Annotated in this window: 15 protein-coding genes; 13 read left to right on the forward strand and 2 right to left on the reverse strand. The window is 37.3% G+C overall.

Translation table 11 applies throughout. The annotated features are described in order from the left end of the window. The first annotated feature begins 100 nt into the window (after window positions 1–100). Window positions 101–1459, forward strand: coding sequence for an ethanolamine permease (eat, locus tag I2F17_RS03305; protein ID WP_196422828.1), 1359 nt, complete (start codon window positions 101–103; stop codon window positions 1457–1459). A 46-nt stretch (window positions 1460–1505) separates the two neighbouring features. On the opposite strand, the gene I2F17_RS03310 is transcribed toward eat, so the two are convergent. Next, entirely contained in the window at window positions 1506–2276 is a 771-nt protein-coding gene (locus I2F17_RS03310) for a DUF481 domain-containing protein (RefSeq protein ID WP_211139082.1), read from the reverse strand. Window positions 2277–2546: 270 nt separating this feature from the next. Here I2F17_RS03310 and I2F17_RS03315 point away from each other — a divergent pair, with 270 nt between their 5' ends. The 9 genes from I2F17_RS03315 to I2F17_RS03355 all read left to right on the forward strand — a co-directional run bounded on the left by I2F17_RS03315 (window position 2547) and on the right by I2F17_RS03355 (window position 11686). Continuing rightward, window positions 2547–3515: a patatin-like phospholipase family protein gene (locus I2F17_RS03315; RefSeq protein WP_196422830.1), complete on the forward strand. Its 969-nt coding sequence runs from the start codon at window positions 2547–2549 to the stop codon at window positions 3513–3515. Between the two features lie 125 nt (window positions 3516–3640). Further along, on the forward strand, window positions 3641–4162 hold the full coding sequence (locus I2F17_RS03320) for an acyl-CoA thioesterase (protein WP_211139083.1): 522 nt from the start codon (window positions 3641–3643) through the stop codon (window positions 4160–4162). Between the two features lie 321 nt (window positions 4163–4483). Continuing rightward, window positions 4484–6484: a poly-beta-1,6-N-acetyl-D-glucosamine N-deacetylase PgaB gene (gene pgaB, locus I2F17_RS03325; RefSeq protein ID WP_196422832.1), complete on the forward strand. Its 2001-nt coding sequence runs from the start codon at window positions 4484–4486 to the stop codon at window positions 6482–6484. Window positions 6485–6498: 14 nt separating this feature from the next. Beyond that, window positions 6499–7770: a poly-beta-1,6-N-acetyl-D-glucosamine synthase gene (gene pgaC / locus I2F17_RS03330; protein WP_196422833.1), complete on the forward strand. Its 1272-nt coding sequence runs from the start codon at window positions 6499–6501 to the stop codon at window positions 7768–7770. Between the two features lie 11 nt (window positions 7771–7781). After that, window positions 7782–8195, forward strand: a complete 414-nt coding sequence (gene pgaD, locus I2F17_RS03335; RefSeq protein ID WP_211139084.1) for a poly-beta-1,6-N-acetyl-D-glucosamine biosynthesis protein PgaD — start codon at window positions 7782–7784, stop codon at window positions 8193–8195. 97 nt (window positions 8196–8292) lie between these two features. Then, window positions 8293–9420, forward strand: coding sequence for an acyltransferase family protein (locus I2F17_RS03340; RefSeq protein ID WP_196422835.1), 1128 nt, complete (start codon window positions 8293–8295; stop codon window positions 9418–9420). A 24-nt stretch (window positions 9421–9444) separates the two neighbouring features. Then, window positions 9445–10038: a nicotinamide riboside transporter PnuC gene (gene pnuC / locus I2F17_RS03345; protein ID WP_196422836.1), complete on the forward strand. Its 594-nt coding sequence runs from the start codon at window positions 9445–9447 to the stop codon at window positions 10036–10038. Window positions 10039–10066: 28 nt separating this feature from the next. After that, on the forward strand, window positions 10067–10753 hold the full coding sequence (locus I2F17_RS03350; protein WP_211139085.1) for a DUF421 domain-containing protein: 687 nt from the start codon (window positions 10067–10069) through the stop codon (window positions 10751–10753). A 297-nt stretch (window positions 10754–11050) separates the two neighbouring features. After that, window positions 11051–11686 (forward strand): hypothetical protein, encoded by a 636-nt coding sequence (locus I2F17_RS03355; protein WP_196422838.1) that lies wholly within the window; start codon window positions 11051–11053, stop codon window positions 11684–11686. Between the two features lie 54 nt (window positions 11687–11740). Here the strand turns inward: I2F17_RS03355 and I2F17_RS03360 are convergent, their stop codons facing one another. After that, a complete protein-coding gene (locus I2F17_RS03360; RefSeq protein ID WP_211139086.1) occupies window positions 11741–13120 on the reverse strand; it encodes a CYTH domain-containing protein in 1380 nt (459 codons plus the stop codon). Between the two features lie 295 nt (window positions 13121–13415). Here I2F17_RS03360 and I2F17_RS03365 point away from each other — a divergent pair, with 295 nt between their 5' ends. From I2F17_RS03365 to hemL, 3 genes are all read left to right on the forward strand, one after another. Then, the gene (locus I2F17_RS03365) at window positions 13416–14171 is read left to right on the forward strand and encodes an OmpW/AlkL family protein (RefSeq protein WP_211139087.1); all 756 of its coding nucleotides are present in this window, start codon (window positions 13416–13418) and stop codon (window positions 14169–14171) included. A gap of 172 nt (window positions 14172–14343) precedes the next feature. Next, window positions 14344–14970, forward strand: a complete 627-nt coding sequence (thiE, locus tag I2F17_RS03370; RefSeq protein ID WP_196422881.1) for a thiamine phosphate synthase — start codon at window positions 14344–14346, stop codon at window positions 14968–14970. Window positions 14971–14983: 13 nt separating this feature from the next. Beyond that, on the forward strand, window positions 14984–16288 hold the full coding sequence (gene hemL, locus I2F17_RS03375) for a glutamate-1-semialdehyde 2,1-aminomutase (RefSeq protein WP_211139088.1): 1305 nt from the start codon (window positions 14984–14986) through the stop codon (window positions 16286–16288). The last annotated feature ends 108 nt before the right edge of the window (window positions 16289–16396 follow it).

Below are 16396 nucleotides of genomic sequence, written 5' to 3' on the forward strand. Positions count from 1 at the left end.
GTTAAAGTCAAGTTTTTCTCAAGCGCTCAGCGCATCATCATTTGACTAAAGATGCGATGTTAAAACATCTGATATTTTCGCTGGTGAAAAGGAGCGTGCAATGACAGAAAAATTAAAATCAACATTGGGTGTATTTCAATTATGGGGCATCGCTGTTGGATTGGTTATTTCAGGGCAATATTTCGGTTGGAGCTATGGTTGGGGGGTGGCAGGTACATTAGGTTTTTTAGTCACAACACTTATTGTTGCAACAATGTATACATGTTTTATTTTTAGCTTTACTGAACTTACAGCAGCAATGCCACAAGCAGGTGGCCCTTTTGTATATAGTCGCAAAGCATTTGGCGACACAGGTGGGTTTATTGCAGGAATAGCCACGTTAATTGAGTTTGTGTTTGCTCCACCTGCGATTGCTATGGCGATTGGTGCATATTTAAATGTTCAATTTCCAGATCTTAACCCCAAATATGCGGCTGTTTTTGCCTATATTGTCTTTATGGGGTTGAATATTATAGGGGTTAAAGTTGCAGCCATATTTGAATTGGTGGTAACGGTATTGGCTGTGATTGAGTTGTTGGTTTTTGTGGGCGTGGTTCAACCAGGTTTTAGCTTTTCTAATTTTGCATTAAACGGTTGGGCAGGTTTAAATCATTTTGAATGGTCTGTCACATCAGGGATTTTTGCAGCAATTCCATTTGCGATTTGGTTCTTTTTAGCCATTGAAGGGGCGGCTATGGTTGCAGAGGAGGCTAAAGATCCTAAAAAAACGATTCCACGTGCATATATTAGTGGCATTTTAACCTTGGTTGTATTGGCATTTTTAGTCATGTTTTTTGCAGGTGGTGTGGGAGATTGGACCAAACTTTCTAATATTAATGATCCTTTACCACAAGCCATGAAAGTGGTTGTTGGTCATAATTCAGCATGGATGCATATGTTGGTATGGTTAGGGTTGTTTGGTCTAGTGGCTAGCTTTCATGGGATTATTTTAGGTTATTCACGACAAATATTTGCTCTGGGTCGTGCAGGGTTTTTACCACCAAGCTTAGCAAAATTGTCTCGTTTTCAAACCCCGCATCGTGCCATTCTTGCAGGTGGTGTGGTGGGAGTTTTAGCCATTTTCAGTGACAGTGTTATTCAGATTCAAGGCATGAGTTTAACCGCAGCAATTGTAACGATGGCATGCTTTGGAGCACTGCTCATGTATATTATGAGTATGTTAAGTTTATTTAAATTACGCCGTAGTGCGCCACATCTAGAACGTTCGTTTATGGCACCAGGTTATCCATTGATTCCTGCCATTGCTTTAGTGATTGCTGTTATTTGTTTTATCTCGATGTTTTATTTTAATCCAACCATTGGTGCAATCTTTATTGGCTTTTTGGTTGTAGGGTATATCTATTTCTTAACCACTCATCGCCAGCGAGCAAACAGTATAGAGCGTAGAATGTCGACTTAAATTAAAAAAGCGGTGTCAAAGAGTACACCGCTTTTTTATTTCATATTTAGTATTTGTACGTAACGCCTAAAGACAGTAATGAGTCACGGCTATTTGCAAGGTCTGCTTGAATATCTTTAATATTATAGCTTGCCGATGCAGAAAAATGCGTTGTAAGGTCAGTCACTAAAGCAGTTCTTGAACGGAACGTTTTAGAGTCTTGACCATATTCGTAACCGAGATCTTGGTTAAAGCGTACGGTAGGTGTAATTTTGTATTCGTAAAACGCCGCTAAAGTACCAATCAATTCATTGGTGGTGTCTTTTGGCTCAAGTTTTTCTTTACTAAAACGATAACCTAAACCTGCTTCAGCAGATAAAGACTGTCTGTCATCTTTTAAAATATTGATACCCATACCACCTGTAGCACTAAGCTGATAATCAAATGCACTGCTTAGATCTTTTTCAGCAGCCAGTTTACCAAATTGATAAACTGTACTTGAACTACTGTGGGATATTTTTCCAGATAAAAGATAACGTTCAATATTGTTAGATGAGTTGTTATCGTTGGTGCTTAAAGCAGTGGCTAAAACTTCTTGTCCCCAAATTCCTGATTGTCTTTGAAATAAAATACGACCAGTAAGGTTTGATTTTTTAGAGGTATTACCATCTGTTGATTTAGTATTGTTGAGTAAATATCCTACGTCACCTTCTAAGCGAAATGGTTTGTTTTCATCGACCTTAATTGAACCTAAACTTGTTCTACTTGGGCCTAAATCGGCAGCAAAAGTGCTTCCAGTTATTGCAGTTAACAGGCCCAATGTGATTATTTTATGCATGGTTTACTCTCTTATGATTGTGTGAGTTTAATACTGTATGTTTGTATGGGTCTAAAGAATGTGACATACCCGACATAAGATATAATGGGCTTATCATTAAGAATATAAAAATACACATAAAAATACATTTTTGCTGATTTTGTTCAGTTTTTGAGGTTTTTGGTGGTATTTTTAGGCGTGTGGTGGGCATAATTTTCAAAACAAAATAGAAAAATACCTGTGGAAAAACGTACACTGTAAGCATACTGAAATAAAACTGCATTACTTTTTATGAAAAAACGATACCTCATTTTATGGTCTATGCTATGTATCTTTTGTGCTCATGCACAAGAGCCCATCTTTGCTGTACAAACGGCTCTAGATCCTGTGAATGCACAAGAAAAATTAGACCTCGATCAATTTGAACGTATCAAACAACGTACACACAAGCCGATTGTTGCCTTGGTTTTGGGAAGTGGTGGAGCACGAGGGTATGCACATATTGGTGTTTTACAGGCTTTAGAACAGCAAGGGTTAAAACCTGATCTGATTGTAGGCACTAGCGCAGGTAGTCTTGTGGGGGCATTATATGCAAGCGGTAAAACAGCCGACGAAATTACGCATATTGCCTTAAGTATGAAGGTCAATGATGTGCGTGAAATTACCTTGACCCGTAAAGGATTTTTAGATGGCGAGAAAGTGGCGAATTTTATCAACAAAAACATTGATCATCGATTACTGCAAGATATGAAAATCCCTTTATTTGTGGTTGCAACAGATTTAAAAACAGGTCAAAAAAAAGTATTCAATTATGGAAATACAGGACAAGCCATTCAAGCGTCCACAGCGATTCCGAGCATGTTTATTCCAGTAAAAATAGCAGGGCATGAATATGTAGATGGTGGGTTAGTGAGTCCTGTTCCTGTTGATGTGGCCAGACAATTGGGTGCTGATGTGATTATTGCTGTAGATATATTACAACCGCCACAATACACGCAAACTACAAACATGTGGGGATTGTTTAATCAAAATATTAATATCATGCAACAACGATTATCACAAATAGAACTCAAATCAGCAGATATTGTTATTCGACCAGATATTCGAGAAAAAGCCCATATTTTTGATGTAAAAGAGCGAGAAACTGCATTGCAAGCAGGTTTTCTAGCCACTCAACAACAAATGCCAGCCATTGAACAGGTCATTGCAACTAAAAAAAGCCAAATTTTACCCTTACATTTGGTACGAGAAAAACCATAAAGATTGAGAGTCTTTTATTTCATGCAGTGAACTGTTTTGTACTTCATCGAAAACATGGGCTCAATTCGATCAAGAAAATCGTATATAATTTCTCAGTTGATCATATTTTATGTTGGATTTTTACTATGTCTGTTTCAGACCAACACGCTGTACAACCTTCAGATGAGCAGTCTGAACTCACCATGACCGTATTAATGACACCTGATATGGCTAACTTTTCGGGTAATGTGCATGGTGGTACGATTTTAAAACTTTTAGACCAAGTGGCCTATGCGTGTGCAAGCCGTTATTCAGGAAGTTATGTAGTAACCTTATCTGTCGATCAGGTAACCTTTAAAGAACCTATACATGTTGGAGAATTGGTGACATTCTTTGCGTCCATTAACCATGTTGGACGAACATCAATGGAAGTTGGTGTAAGAGTAGAAGCACAAGATATTCGTAAACGTACACAACGTCATACTAATAGTTGTTATTTTACAATGGTTGCCGTTGATGAACAGGGCAAACCCCAACCTGTACCAAAGCTGAAATTAGATACAGAGTGGAAACGTTGTCATTTTGAAGCGGCTGAGCAAAGAAAAGCATTTCGTTTGCAACAACATGAAAAGCTTTCTTGTCGCGTGTACAAAGCTCAAAAAGATTGATGTGACGTCGTATGCTGGGTTAAATACGTGATATATTTGTGATAAATTGTTTGCTTTATTTTATATAAATGTTGTCTTTGATATTATAGAATACTGTGCGAAAATATCGCCGTGATGAAAAGTCGATCTTAAACCTACAATCTATAGGATGATGACTTGTATGGTTGTGGCCTCTTTTAAGCTGAAATTCAGTTTAACTTTTGACAATATATGTATCAAAAATGAGTCAAGCATCACATAGATATTAATGACTATTGACCAGTAATAAGTCAGTTGTGAGTGCTGTCAGCCAATCATGTAAAATTTATAAGCGGAAAAAATATGTTTAATCGTTTTTTAGGTTCAGTACTTGCAAGTTGTCTGAGTCTTACAAGTATTGGTGTGGCCTCTTCTACCTATGCGGCAGGCAAACCTCATATTAAACCAACAACTTTAACTGTGATTGGATACCACGAAGTCACTAACCAAGCAAACGATGCACTCATTCCATTTTATGCGGTAACAACACAAAATTTTGAATCTCAAGTCAAGTGGCTCCAAAAAAATGGCTTCCACTTTGTGTCAGTCTCACAGCTTTTAAAGGCGCATGACGGTAAAGAAAAACTGCCAGAAAAACCTGTGCTACTTACGGTAGATGACGGTTATGAATCGTTCTATAGTAATATTTACCCTTTTGTTAAAGAAAATAAGATTCCAATTGTTTTGGCCATTGTTGGGTCATGGGTTAATACACCAAGCACAAAACAAGTGCAATTTGGTGATGATAAAATTGCACGTAATAAAATTTTAACGTGGTCACAAATTAAAGAAATGAGTGATAGTGGCTATGTTGAAATTGCAAGTCATAGCTTTGATTTACATCATGGTGTAGTAGGGAACCCTCAAGGTAACTCGGAACCTGCGGCAACCACGCGAATATATAACCCACAAACCAAAAAATACGAAGGCGATGGGGCGTATAATAAGCGGATCTATGATGACTTAAAGAAAAATAGCGACATGATTAAGGCCAATGGGATTCCTGCACCACGTGTTATGGTGTGGCCGTATGGACGCTATAATTTAGAAACGGTACGTATTGCAAAACATTTAGGCATGCCAATTACAATCACCTTAGATGACGGCCCTGCCTATCTGAAAAAGTCTTTAGGTGCGCTAAATCGTATTTTGGTTGAGCATGATATGAACCTAGATGACTTAGGGCAAGAAATTGAAAATAGAGAAAAAAATGTAGGTGATAATGCATATCCACAAAAAATAATGCATGTAGATCTTGACTATATTTACGATAAAGATGAAGCGCAAGAAGAGCGCAATTTAGGTAACTTACTAGACCGTATTCAAAAAATGCATGTCAATACTGTTTATTTACAGGCATTTTCTGATCCAGATGCCAATGGCTCAGCAGATATGGTGTATTTCCCTAATCGTTATATTCCTGTACGCCAAGATTTATTTAACCGTGTTGCATGGCAAATTGCATCACGTACACAAGTACAGCGGGTCTATGCATGGATGCCTTTGTTGGCATGGGAGTTACCAAAAAGTAATCCCGTATCTAAAGATTTAGTGGTCACACAGCAACCAAAGAAAAGTGATCACTTAAATATGGGTTACATTCGTTTAAGCCCTTTTTCTGCACCAGCGCGAAAAGTCATTGAAGGTATTTATCAAGATTTAGGGAAGTCAGCGACATTTGATGGCATTTTATTTCATGATGATGCCACGTTATCTGATTATGAAGATGCCAGTCCTCAAGCATTGCAAGCCTATGCAAAAGCAGGACTGTCAACAGACCTAGATGCTGTAAGAAATAATGAGCAAAGCTTACAAAAATGGACATCGTTTAAAACCAAATACATAGATAACTTTGCATTACAGCTTGCAGCAGAGGCAAGACAGTATCAACCTGCGTTGCATACTGCACGCAATATGTATGCGCAAGTTGTATTAAATCCAAATGCAGAAACATGGTATTCACAGTCATTAGAACAATCTTTAAATCGATACGATTTTACTGCCATTATGGCAATGCCATACATGGAACAAGTCAAAGATAAAGACAAATTTTATGCAGATATTATTAATCGTGTAAAACAGTATCCAAATGGCTTAAATAAAACGGTGATTGAATTACAAGCTGTAGATTGGAGAAAAAATAATAAACCGATTCCATCACAAGAATTAGCAAACACGATAAAGTCTTTGTACAAACAAGGTGTCATGCATGTGGCATACTATCCAGATGATCCGATTAAAGGTCTTCCAGATACCACTTTAATGCGTAAGGCATTTGATACCAAAGTGAGCCGTGAGCCTTAGGAGGCGTAGACACTATGTCAGCATTACAGCATTTTTGGCAGTCTGCGTTGCAGTTTGTTTTTTATTATCCATTATTTATGTCTTATTTATGGATGATTGGTGCACTTATCTTTTACTTGAAAGAGCGAAAAGATCCTCCATATACACAACCCAAACCACTGACCGAATACCCTAAAGTTGCAGTATTGGTTCCTTGTTTTAATGAAAGTGACAATGCCGAAGAAACCATTAGTCATGCTTTAGGTTTACAGTATCCTGACTTTGAAGTGATTGCGATTAATGACGGTAGTTCAGACAATACTGCGGAAGTCTTAGATGCACTTGCATTAAAGTACGATAAACTTAGAGTGGTACATCTTGCGCAAAACCAAGGTAAAGCGATGGCACTGCAAGCAGGTAGTTTACTCACAGATGCAGAGTTTTTACTAGGTATAGATGGAGATGCATTACTAGACCCACATGCTGCAACGTGGATGGTTCGACACTTTTTGGCAGACCCAACTGTAGCAGCGGTAACAGGAAATCCAAGAATCCGTACGCGATCTACACTGTTAGGTCGAATACAAGTCGGTGAGTTTTCATCAATTGTTGGTATGATTAAACGAGCACAACGTGTATTTGGTCGTTTATTTACTGTTTCTGGTGTGATTACAGCATTTCGTAAAAGTGCGGTACATGAAGTTGGTTATTGGTCACCAGATATGCTCACTGAAGACATAGACATTACGTGGAAATTGCAAAGGGCAGGATGGGACGTACAGTTTGAACCGAATGCGCTTGTGTGGATATTAATGCCTGAGACCCTTAAAGGGTTATGTAAGCAACGTTTACGCTGGGCCATGGGTGGTGCACAGGTCTTAATCAAAAACTTTGACGTATTATTTAGACCGAGCTTAAATTTTTTATGGCCTTTGATGATTGAACTGTGTTTGACACTCATTTGGTCATATTTACTGCTTATTATGGCTATGATTTGGCTATTTAATCTATTTGTGCCAAATCAGGTGTTACCAGCAATGGGGTCTCCTTTTTTCCCCGATGGAATTGGTATTTTGATTGGTGCAACATGCCTATTCCAATTTGTCATTAGTAAGTGGATGGATAGCCGTTACGAGCCAGGGCTATTTAAGAACTACTACTGGATGATTTGGTATCCTTTCATATTCTGGCTCATTACCGTCACTGCAAGTATTATTGCTTTTCCAAAAGTACTGGCAAGACGAGGTGGTAAACGAGCACGGTGGGTCAGTCCAGACCGTGGCGTTCGTTCAAAATCACAGGATTAAAGGTTTTTCGTATGAGTACACAATCATTAATTATTGACTTACGTCAACAATTGCCTTGGCACAGACGCTATGCATCAACAACAACAACAGCTTTACTTTGGGGGGCATGGTTATTACTTTGGCGTCCAATGTTATTGCTGATGACTGTGGTTTTATACAGTAAGCCATATGGTGTGCACAAATTTTGGAATGCATTTTGGTTTGGCTTACAAGTCGACATGATTTTATTGCTACTGTGTGCTGCTGTATTGTGTTTATGGTGTAAGCTGATTCCATCACATACAGTGAAACAGCTAAAGCGTAAGACAACCACAGACTATGCCCGTCATTTTTCTTTATCTGAAAAAGAGCTCATTTCTGCACGTAGTCAAAAAATTACAACGGTACATCACAACGAACAAGGTCAAATTATTCATGTCGATTAATTTGTAGATTATCATTGCGCTGAATTGTGGTTTTGCTTGCAAGCACACAGACTCAGAAACATGCTTGCAAGCGCTTTTGATCTGATGATATCTTGTTATGGCAAAACTTAATGCTGCAGAAAGTATTCGTGGCCTTGCTTGTGTTGCTGTGGTGTTTTCACACCTGAGTTTAAGCTTTTACCCTTACTTACACCACTTTGCACCAAAAGATCGCTTACATGGTTCATGGAATTATACCTTGCACCATTCGCCATTTGCGTTTTTGTATTCGGGTACTGCTGCGGTATTTGTGTTCTTTGTACTGAGTGGATATATTTTGAGTTATGTTGCACTCAAGAACCCAAATCGCCCGAAAAAAATCTTAGAAATGGCAATAAAGCGCTATCCTAGATTGGCAATTCCCGCATTTTTGTCGTGTATTATTGTTTGGTTCACTTTTTTACTCACGCATGTAGACAGCCATTTAGTGAGTGGTTGGTTACAGGCCTATGCACAACAAGATGTCCGTTTTACTCAAGCTGTTTATGAAGGCAGTATCGGAGCCTTTTTGTTTGCCCAAAGTGCAACAAATTGGGTTCTTTGGACCATGCAAATTGAATTTTTAGGTTCATTATTCTTATTTTCGTTATTACTGATTTATCATTATCAAAAAATCATTTTTTTACCTGCATCTGTGGTGTTGTTACTACCATTTTGGTTTGTTGCAGATGAAAATTTCTTTTTAGGTATGCTCAGTTTCGTGATTGGAAGTTATATTTATTTATATGCCCGTCAACTTCCAACACTTGTGGGGGTGGGTATGTTGATTCTTGGCTTATATTTGGCAGGTGTTCACAACAGTAGTCATGCCTATCACTGGCTTTATCATCTTTTAGGTTGGCGCACTTATGAATATGGCAATTTTATTGCGGGTATTTTAATTGTTTACAGTGTATTGCTAACGACTCAAATTGGCAAAACATTAGACAGACCCCTTTTAGTTGGATTAGGTAAGCTGTCGTTTTCAATTTATTTACTACACATGATCTTCATTTATTTGGTCTGCATTCCTTTATTTAATCTTTTAATTCACCAAGGGTTTTCTTATGGTGTGTCTGTCATTGTTTCAAGTGTAGTGTGTTTGTTGGTCTTACTTGGAATAGCTCGAGTTTATAGTCATTACGTCGATGATTTTGCCGTAAAGTGTAGCAATCTTCTTGCAGCTCAGCTGATGAAAAGAGAATAAACTGACTAAAGCAGGTAGTTTTATATGTCTTATTTAGAAATTTTTGCAGTGATCGTCAGTTTAATCGCTGTGTCATTAACCATACTTCGTCATACATGGTGTTGGTATTTTAATATTGCTGCAAGTGTGTTGTATGGTGATTTGTTTTTTCAATATCGTCTATATGGCGAAGTTATGTTGCAAGTGATTTTCGTATTGATGAGCGTATATGGCTTAATGGTTTGGTTTAAAACAAAAAAAGTAGACCACGATATTATTGTTCATGATTTGGCGCCAAAACCACTTTTATTACACATGGTGTATGCGGCTATTTTCGGTATTGTATTTGGTTGGACTTTACATCAATTTACAAACGCAGCTTTACCTATTTTAGATGCACAATTGGCTTCTTTTAGCCTATTAGCAACGTATTGGACCAGTAAAAAATATATTGCAACATGGCCGCTGTGGATCGTTGTTGATTTAATTTACGTTGCTATGTTTATTTATAAAGATTTATTGCTGACAGCAGGATTATACGGTGCTTTTGTGCTGATGGCAGGCTACGGATGGTATATTTGGCAACACGCAAAAACAAGACAGCAACAACATAAAAGACACGGACTTGTTAATATGTAAAAAAATTAAATCTAAAAATAGGGTTAGTATGATAAATGATCTATATTTACTTGTTTTAGTGAAGTTGGTAATTTCTTTTTCTATACTCATTTCATATATGAGTTTTATTGGTAAAACGCAAATTACGCAGTTCAATGCAATTGATTTTATTGGTAATTTTGTTTTTGGTGCTGTTGTTGGTGGCTCAATTTATAACATGAGTTTGCCACTGGTTCAATTTACATTATTGCTACTGCTTAGCGTATCTTTTATGTGGTTTTTAAACTATTTGTCAAGACGATTTATTCCGTTTAGACGAATTGCTGTAGGTGAGCCGATCGTTATTATTAAAAATGGCCGCTTTTTGTTGAGTGAAATAGAGCGTAAAAAAAGAAAAATAGATATTTTTCGTGTTCTTTCACAACTACATTGTATGGGTTTTCATTCCTTTAAAGATGTGTATTATGCAGAAATTCAAACCGATGGCTTAATTGCTGCAATTAAAGATACAGCCACACCACCTTCTGAAATTTTTATTCATAGTGGATCGATTTTAGAAAGTGTTATTAAAGATTATGATTTAACAAAAGAGCAACTTGAAGAAAAACTGATTAAGGCTGAAATAGAGATCGAAAAAATATTTGTTGCTGAACATTATGGTGATCGATTGTATATTACTTGTAATGATCAAAGTACTAAGTCGATTAAATTAGAAATTTTAGACAATGATCAATAATGACGAGTATATAAACGATTTTTATGGATTCTGAAGACTTAAAATTAAGTTGCTGTTTTCTACGTTTTGCCTCAGTTATAAGGTTTTTTATTATTTTGTGTGATAAACAGGGTAGTTTAGTTTAACAAGATCAGTGTAAATGATAGAAAATTAACACGCTAAAAATAGATTATAGCGTAAAAATACTTAAGCAGTTGATTTTAAGATAAAAAATTAAACGAGACTTGGGTTATGTAAAATCATTGACATATGGATATAATTTGATTTACTTAGCCTAAGTAAAAAAGGTAAATAACCATGACTGCTGATGCGATTGAAATACAACATCTTAAACAAAACATTCAATTACTCAGACAACAAAGTTGGCCACCAACACAACTGACAGCGGTGGAGGGGTTGCCTATTTATTATGCGCCACAAACAGAAGTCCACGCATATTATCAACAATGGCGAGCTATTGTTGAACAAGCACAGCATGTTTGTCAGCCATTTTTACAAGATGAGGTTTTAGATGCAATACATTTACCAAGCCATCTGAATTTACCATTATTTTTCTTTTCAGTAGATCGAATACGCATTAATAAAACACGTGCAAAAGAGTCTAAGACCTTTCGTCATACGCTCACACTCGTCGATAAGTGTGGACAGTTTGATGATGTAGAGCTTCAGGCGATGAAAGCATGGATAGATCATGACGATACTGCTGCATTGGTTGCACATCGTGAGTTTGTTGATTTGAGGAGTTATATTTTTCAGCATGGACAAAGTGAATACACACGCACTCGTTTTTATGTAAATGGGATTGTTCTTGGGGTAGAGCCTCATTTTAAATTGATTGATGCAAGAGACAAGCCAAGAAAACAGCGCAGTGACAGTTACTCAGACCCTTTAGCAGACAATGGAGTATGGAAGGTTTTTGGTAAATATAGATAGTGAAAATCATGCCATATTGTTTTGGCAACAACATGGCATGATTGATGTTTGTCGTTAGATTTTTTTAAGGCGTTTTAAAAAATATTCTTGTTGTACAACCAATTGTTTAGACAGCCAACCCATGAGAAAGTTTTGATCTGTTTTGAGCATTTTTACCGAAGAAAGTAGCTTTAGCAACTGTTGTGTTTTGTATTGTTCGATATCTGCAACCAATGCTGTATTGACCTTATCTTTTTTAATGGCCAAGTAGTGTTGATAGATCTTTAAATCATGTCGTGAAATATCGCTGTAATTGATCGTTTGATTTTTAGATGTGGTTAAAAGCGTAGCATATTGATATTCAAGTTGTTGTAAAAAGTCGCCACCATTGATATTAAAGTTTTTGATGCCAACGTGGCTTGAATCGAGTAACTGGAGTAATAAGGTTGTTGTTTCTACAGACATCATTGTATGTGCTAATTGAGCTTCCATTCGTAAAAGTGGCTGTGTTAATCCTTTAAAAGTATCATTGACATGGGGTTGAATATTTTGATCTAGCTCAAATAATGAAATGTAGTCGGAAAGCTGTTGTTTTATGGTTTTAAGCCGTGCGATGTTCAGCCCAGATGACTTTTGCGTGTGTATTTCGGCAACTGTAATGACTTGTATCAGATGACTAAGAGCAGTTTCTGCACATTGATAATGTGCAAGCTCGGCCACTTGATCCGCTATTGCAGCAGTACAAGGAAGTAAGGGTTGAGTATACTGAGCAATAAGTTTTTCTAGTATGGCTCGATTCATCTGCTTTTTTTTGATTTTTAAATGGCAAATATATGGTGCAGGGCTTACTTTTTTCTCTCGAGCAATAAGATGACCTCGCTCGGCCTTACTGCGTACATCAAGCCAAATACTATATTTTTTCACCCACTGTTGTGTGAACTCAATTAAATCTGTAATACATCCTGATTTTAATTCAAATTCGATTTCACAGATATTTTCTTGTTGCCCCTTTTTTCCTACATATCCTAAATCGAGACATATTTCAATGTCAGAGCTGTGATAGGGAACCACTTTAAATGTACGTTTCACCACAGTTTCAAATTGCATGATCAATTGATCTGGATGGTCAATACAGCCACTCAGTAATGCGTATGCCTGTTTATCCTCTTTATATGGGTCAAGGCACAGCAGAGGAGCTGACTCAGAGGCACCACGATGAAACTCTAACTCATAGCGTTGCATGGCATCAGCACTTGCACCTTTTAGTGTTTGTACCCATTCAGCGCCCTCTTTTCTAAGGCGAATGGCTGTATGATTCTGTGCAAGTTCAAACTCAGGGGTATCAAAATATTGCGCATGCAGTGCAATGTTTTCAGCCTCTAGTGTATGAAGCGCTTTAATGATTTGATTTTTTTTCTGTGCTGGTATTTGTAGTTTTAACTCTATTTCACTCATGTCGGATACTCAATAAAATCGTATGTGATCAACGGTTATTTTATGCTTAATTGAAAGCAGTTGAATGATAAAGTGATACCTAAATGATTATTGAGTATATTTTTTGATCTATTGATTCAATTTTTTTTAAATATTTTTTAGAGCTAAAACACTAATAATGCGTGTTATTTTGTTGAATTGATGTTTTTTGTATGAAAAAAGTAGAAAATAGATATTGAAAATTAAAGTAAATATTCTAATAATTCATGCAAATTTTATGGCTGATTTCGCCTTCTTATCTCTTTTGGGTATGCAAATGAAAAAATTTGTTCAAACTTTAGTTCCTGTTGTTGCTTTAACCACGTTGTGTACTATGGCACATGCAGAAACCACAGATGGTAAAACCATTGCTGTTTCTGCAGGTTGGGCACACATCATGCCACAAGGTAAACCACAGGGCGTGCAGTCAGATTCAAAAATTGCAGCACTTAATAACTTTAACCGCCAATCTGGGTTTGACCTCGAAAGAACAAATACAGCAGAATTTAAAATTGATTATTTAGTTAACGACAATGTTAGCCTTGGTGTGGTGTTTGGTGTACCGCCAAAATTTGACATTAAAGGTGAAGGGAAGCTACTTGCAGGTAATTTAAACTTAGATAATTTTAGTAAAGTAGGCACAATTAAAGGATACAATCCTGTATTGGTTGGGAAATATCATTTTGATACTGTCAATCATAAACTACGCCCATATATGGGTGTGGGAATTATGTATGCACACTTTTCAGACTTTCAACTTGATGGTGCAGTCACCAGTGATGTCACTAAAAAAGGCATGTCTATTACAAATGTGAAAGTAAAAGATGCCGTTGCACCTGTTGCATTTATGGGTCTAGACTATAGCCTTACCAAAGATTTCTTTTTAACAGCTTCAGTGAGTTATGTTCATTTAAATACCCGTGCAAGCTTAGATATTAAAAATCTAGCTACCCAAGCAACGGTTGTACATGGTTCGACACGTATAGAAGTAGACCCAATCGTGACATATTTAGGGTTTGGATATCGTTTCTAAAATATCCACCGCTTTTCATAAAATGGCCTGTATTAGTATATAGGCCATTTTTATTTGTCTTTTCGTTTAAATTCATGAAATAAACCCATGGTGGCAATCGTGTTAAATGACTATTCATTTCGCGATGAACAGCGTAAAATTCAGAATTTATTCATTAAATATTGAGGCTGGCATGAGAGGGTTATATCTCATTACCAATGATGATCCCATTGAGCAATTACTCCTTAAGTTAGATACTGCGTTGGCAACAGGCCATATTCAAATTTTACAATACCGCAGAAAAAAAACCCCTTTCGCTATGCAACCGATAGAAGTGGCTGAAATTCAAAAACTATGTGATCGCTATCGAGTCCCTTTTATTATTAATGACAATATTGCTCTAGCTGCCGAATTTGGTTTAGGCGTTCATCTTGGCCAAACAGATGGTGAAATTATAGATGCAAAAGCACAATTGCCAGCGGGTGTGATTATTGGTAAAACATGCTCAAACTCATTAGAATTTGCTGAAAAAGCAGTTCATGATGGAGCAACTTATGTGGCATTTGGGGCAATTTATTCAACACTGACTAAGCCATCTGCAGGTTGCATAGGGGTTGATATTTTAAAACAAGCCCGTCAGCGTTTTACTTTACCTATATGTGCCATTGGTGGTTTAACGGTAGAAAATAGTCAAAATGTGATTCATGCAGGCGCTGATTTGTGCGCTGTGGTTAGTGATATTTTGGCACAAGATGTTTGTGATATTGCAACTCGAGTAAATGCATGGGCAAATCTGTTTAATTCAAAACACAACAAATAAAGTAGGATTATAAATGGCACTTTCAGCAAAACAAGTACAGCTTTTTGAACAAGCAAGTAAACATATACCAGGTGGTGTTAACTCTCCAGTGAGAGCGTTTAATGGCGTAGGTGGTACCCCCGTTTTTATTGAAAGAGCTCAAGGGGCTTATTTGTGGGATGTAGATGGCCAACGATACATTGACTATATTGGCTCATGGGGGCCAATGATCTTAGGACATGCTCATCCAGATATTGTGAAGTCGGTACAAGAAGCGGCTCAAGATGGCTTGAGTTTTGGTGCTCCAACAGTGCATGAAACGACTCTTGCAGATTTAATTTGTGAAATTGTACCTTCAATAGAAATGGTACGTATGACAAATTCAGGGACTGAAGCAACCATGTCTGCAATTCGCTTGGCACGTGGTTATACCGGGCGCGACAAAATTCTAAAATTTGAAGGCTGTTACCACGGTCATTCAGATTCATTATTAGTGAAGGCTGGATCTGGGCTTTTAACTTTGGGTGAGCCCACCTCTAAAGGTGTGCCTGCAGACTTTGCAAAGCATACTTTAACCATTCCATATAATGACATTGCCGCATTAGATGCATGTTTTGAAAAATATGGACATGAGATTGCAGGTGTCATTGTTGAGCCTGTGGCGGGTAATATGAATTTGGTTAAACCGATTGCAGGATTCTTAGAACGTATTCGTGAAGTATGCGATCAATATCAATCTGTATTTATTATTGATGAAGTTATGACAGGGTTTCGTGTCGCACTCGGTGGCGCACAGGCTCATTATAATGTCACCCCTGATTTGACCACACTAGGTAAAATTATTGGTGCAGGCTTACCTGTAGGTGCTTTTGGTGGAAAACGTGAGATCATGTCGTGTATTGCACCACTTGGAGGTGTGTACCAAGCAGGAACATTGTCGGGTAATCCATTAGCGATGCGTGCGGGTATTTGCATGTTTAAGCATTTACGTGCCCCAAATTTTTATGAAAACTTATCTGAAAAATTGGCAACATTACTCTCTGGACTAAAAACGGTCGCAAATGAAGAAGGTGTTGCATTACATACAGAACAAGCAGGGGCGATGTTTGGTTTGTACTTTACCACACAAACATCTATTGAAAGTTTTGATGATATTTTGAAGTGTGATGTTGAAGCCTTTAAATCGTTTTTTCATGGCATGTTAGAGCATGGGGTTAATCTTGCGCCATCTGCGTTTGAAGCAGGATTTATTTCTGCCGCTCATACAGATGAAGACATTGAACTTACCATAGAAGCAGCAAAAGCAGTATTTCGTCAAATGAAAGCCCAGCATAACTAAATTAATTGTGTGAGCTAGGTGGCAAAATACGAAAATAAAGTTATTTTGCCATCTTTCATCTATTGTATTTCGTTGATAAGGTTTTTATTATGTCACGCCTAATTTGTA

This window comes from Acinetobacter baretiae, assembly GCF_015627105.1.
Taxonomy (GTDB): domain Bacteria; phylum Pseudomonadota; class Gammaproteobacteria; order Pseudomonadales; family Moraxellaceae; genus Acinetobacter; species Acinetobacter baretiae.

Bases quoted from the DNA above. Each gene is read 5' to 3' on its own strand.
- pgaD (WP_211139084.1), top strand. From the start codon at position 7,782: ATGAGTACACAATCATTAATTATTGACTTACGTCAACAATTGCCTTGG.
- I2F17_RS03360 (WP_211139086.1), bottom strand. From the start codon at position 13,120: ATGAGTGAAATAGAGTTAAAACTACAAATACCAGCACAGAAAAAAAAT.
- I2F17_RS03320 (WP_211139083.1), top strand. From the start codon at position 3,641: ATGTCTGTTTCAGACCAACACGCTGTACAACCTTCAGATGAGCAGTCT.
- I2F17_RS03315 (WP_196422830.1), top strand. From the start codon at position 2,547: ATGAAAAAACGATACCTCATTTTATGGTCTATGCTATGTATCTTTTGT.
- I2F17_RS03340 (WP_196422835.1), top strand. From the start codon at position 8,293: ATGGCAAAACTTAATGCTGCAGAAAGTATTCGTGGCCTTGCTTGTGTT.
- hemL (WP_211139088.1), top strand. From the start codon at position 14,984: ATGGCACTTTCAGCAAAACAAGTACAGCTTTTTGAACAAGCAAGTAAA.
- I2F17_RS03350 (WP_211139085.1), top strand. From the start codon at position 10,067: ATGATAAATGATCTATATTTACTTGTTTTAGTGAAGTTGGTAATTTCT.
- pgaB (WP_196422832.1), top strand. From the start codon at position 4,484: ATGTTTAATCGTTTTTTAGGTTCAGTACTTGCAAGTTGTCTGAGTCTT.
- eat (WP_196422828.1), top strand. From the start codon at position 101: ATGACAGAAAAATTAAAATCAACATTGGGTGTATTTCAATTATGGGGC.
- pgaC (WP_196422833.1), top strand. From the start codon at position 6,499: ATGTCAGCATTACAGCATTTTTGGCAGTCTGCGTTGCAGTTTGTTTTT.
- pnuC (WP_196422836.1), top strand. From the start codon at position 9,445: ATGTCTTATTTAGAAATTTTTGCAGTGATCGTCAGTTTAATCGCTGTG.
- I2F17_RS03365 (WP_211139087.1), top strand. From the start codon at position 13,416: ATGAAAAAATTTGTTCAAACTTTAGTTCCTGTTGTTGCTTTAACCACG.
- I2F17_RS03310 (WP_211139082.1), bottom strand. From the start codon at position 2,276: ATGCATAAAATAATCACATTGGGCCTGTTAACTGCAATAACTGGAAGC.
- I2F17_RS03355 (WP_196422838.1), top strand. From the start codon at position 11,051: ATGACTGCTGATGCGATTGAAATACAACATCTTAAACAAAACATTCAA.
- thiE (WP_196422881.1), top strand. From the start codon at position 14,344: ATGAGAGGGTTATATCTCATTACCAATGATGATCCCATTGAGCAATTA.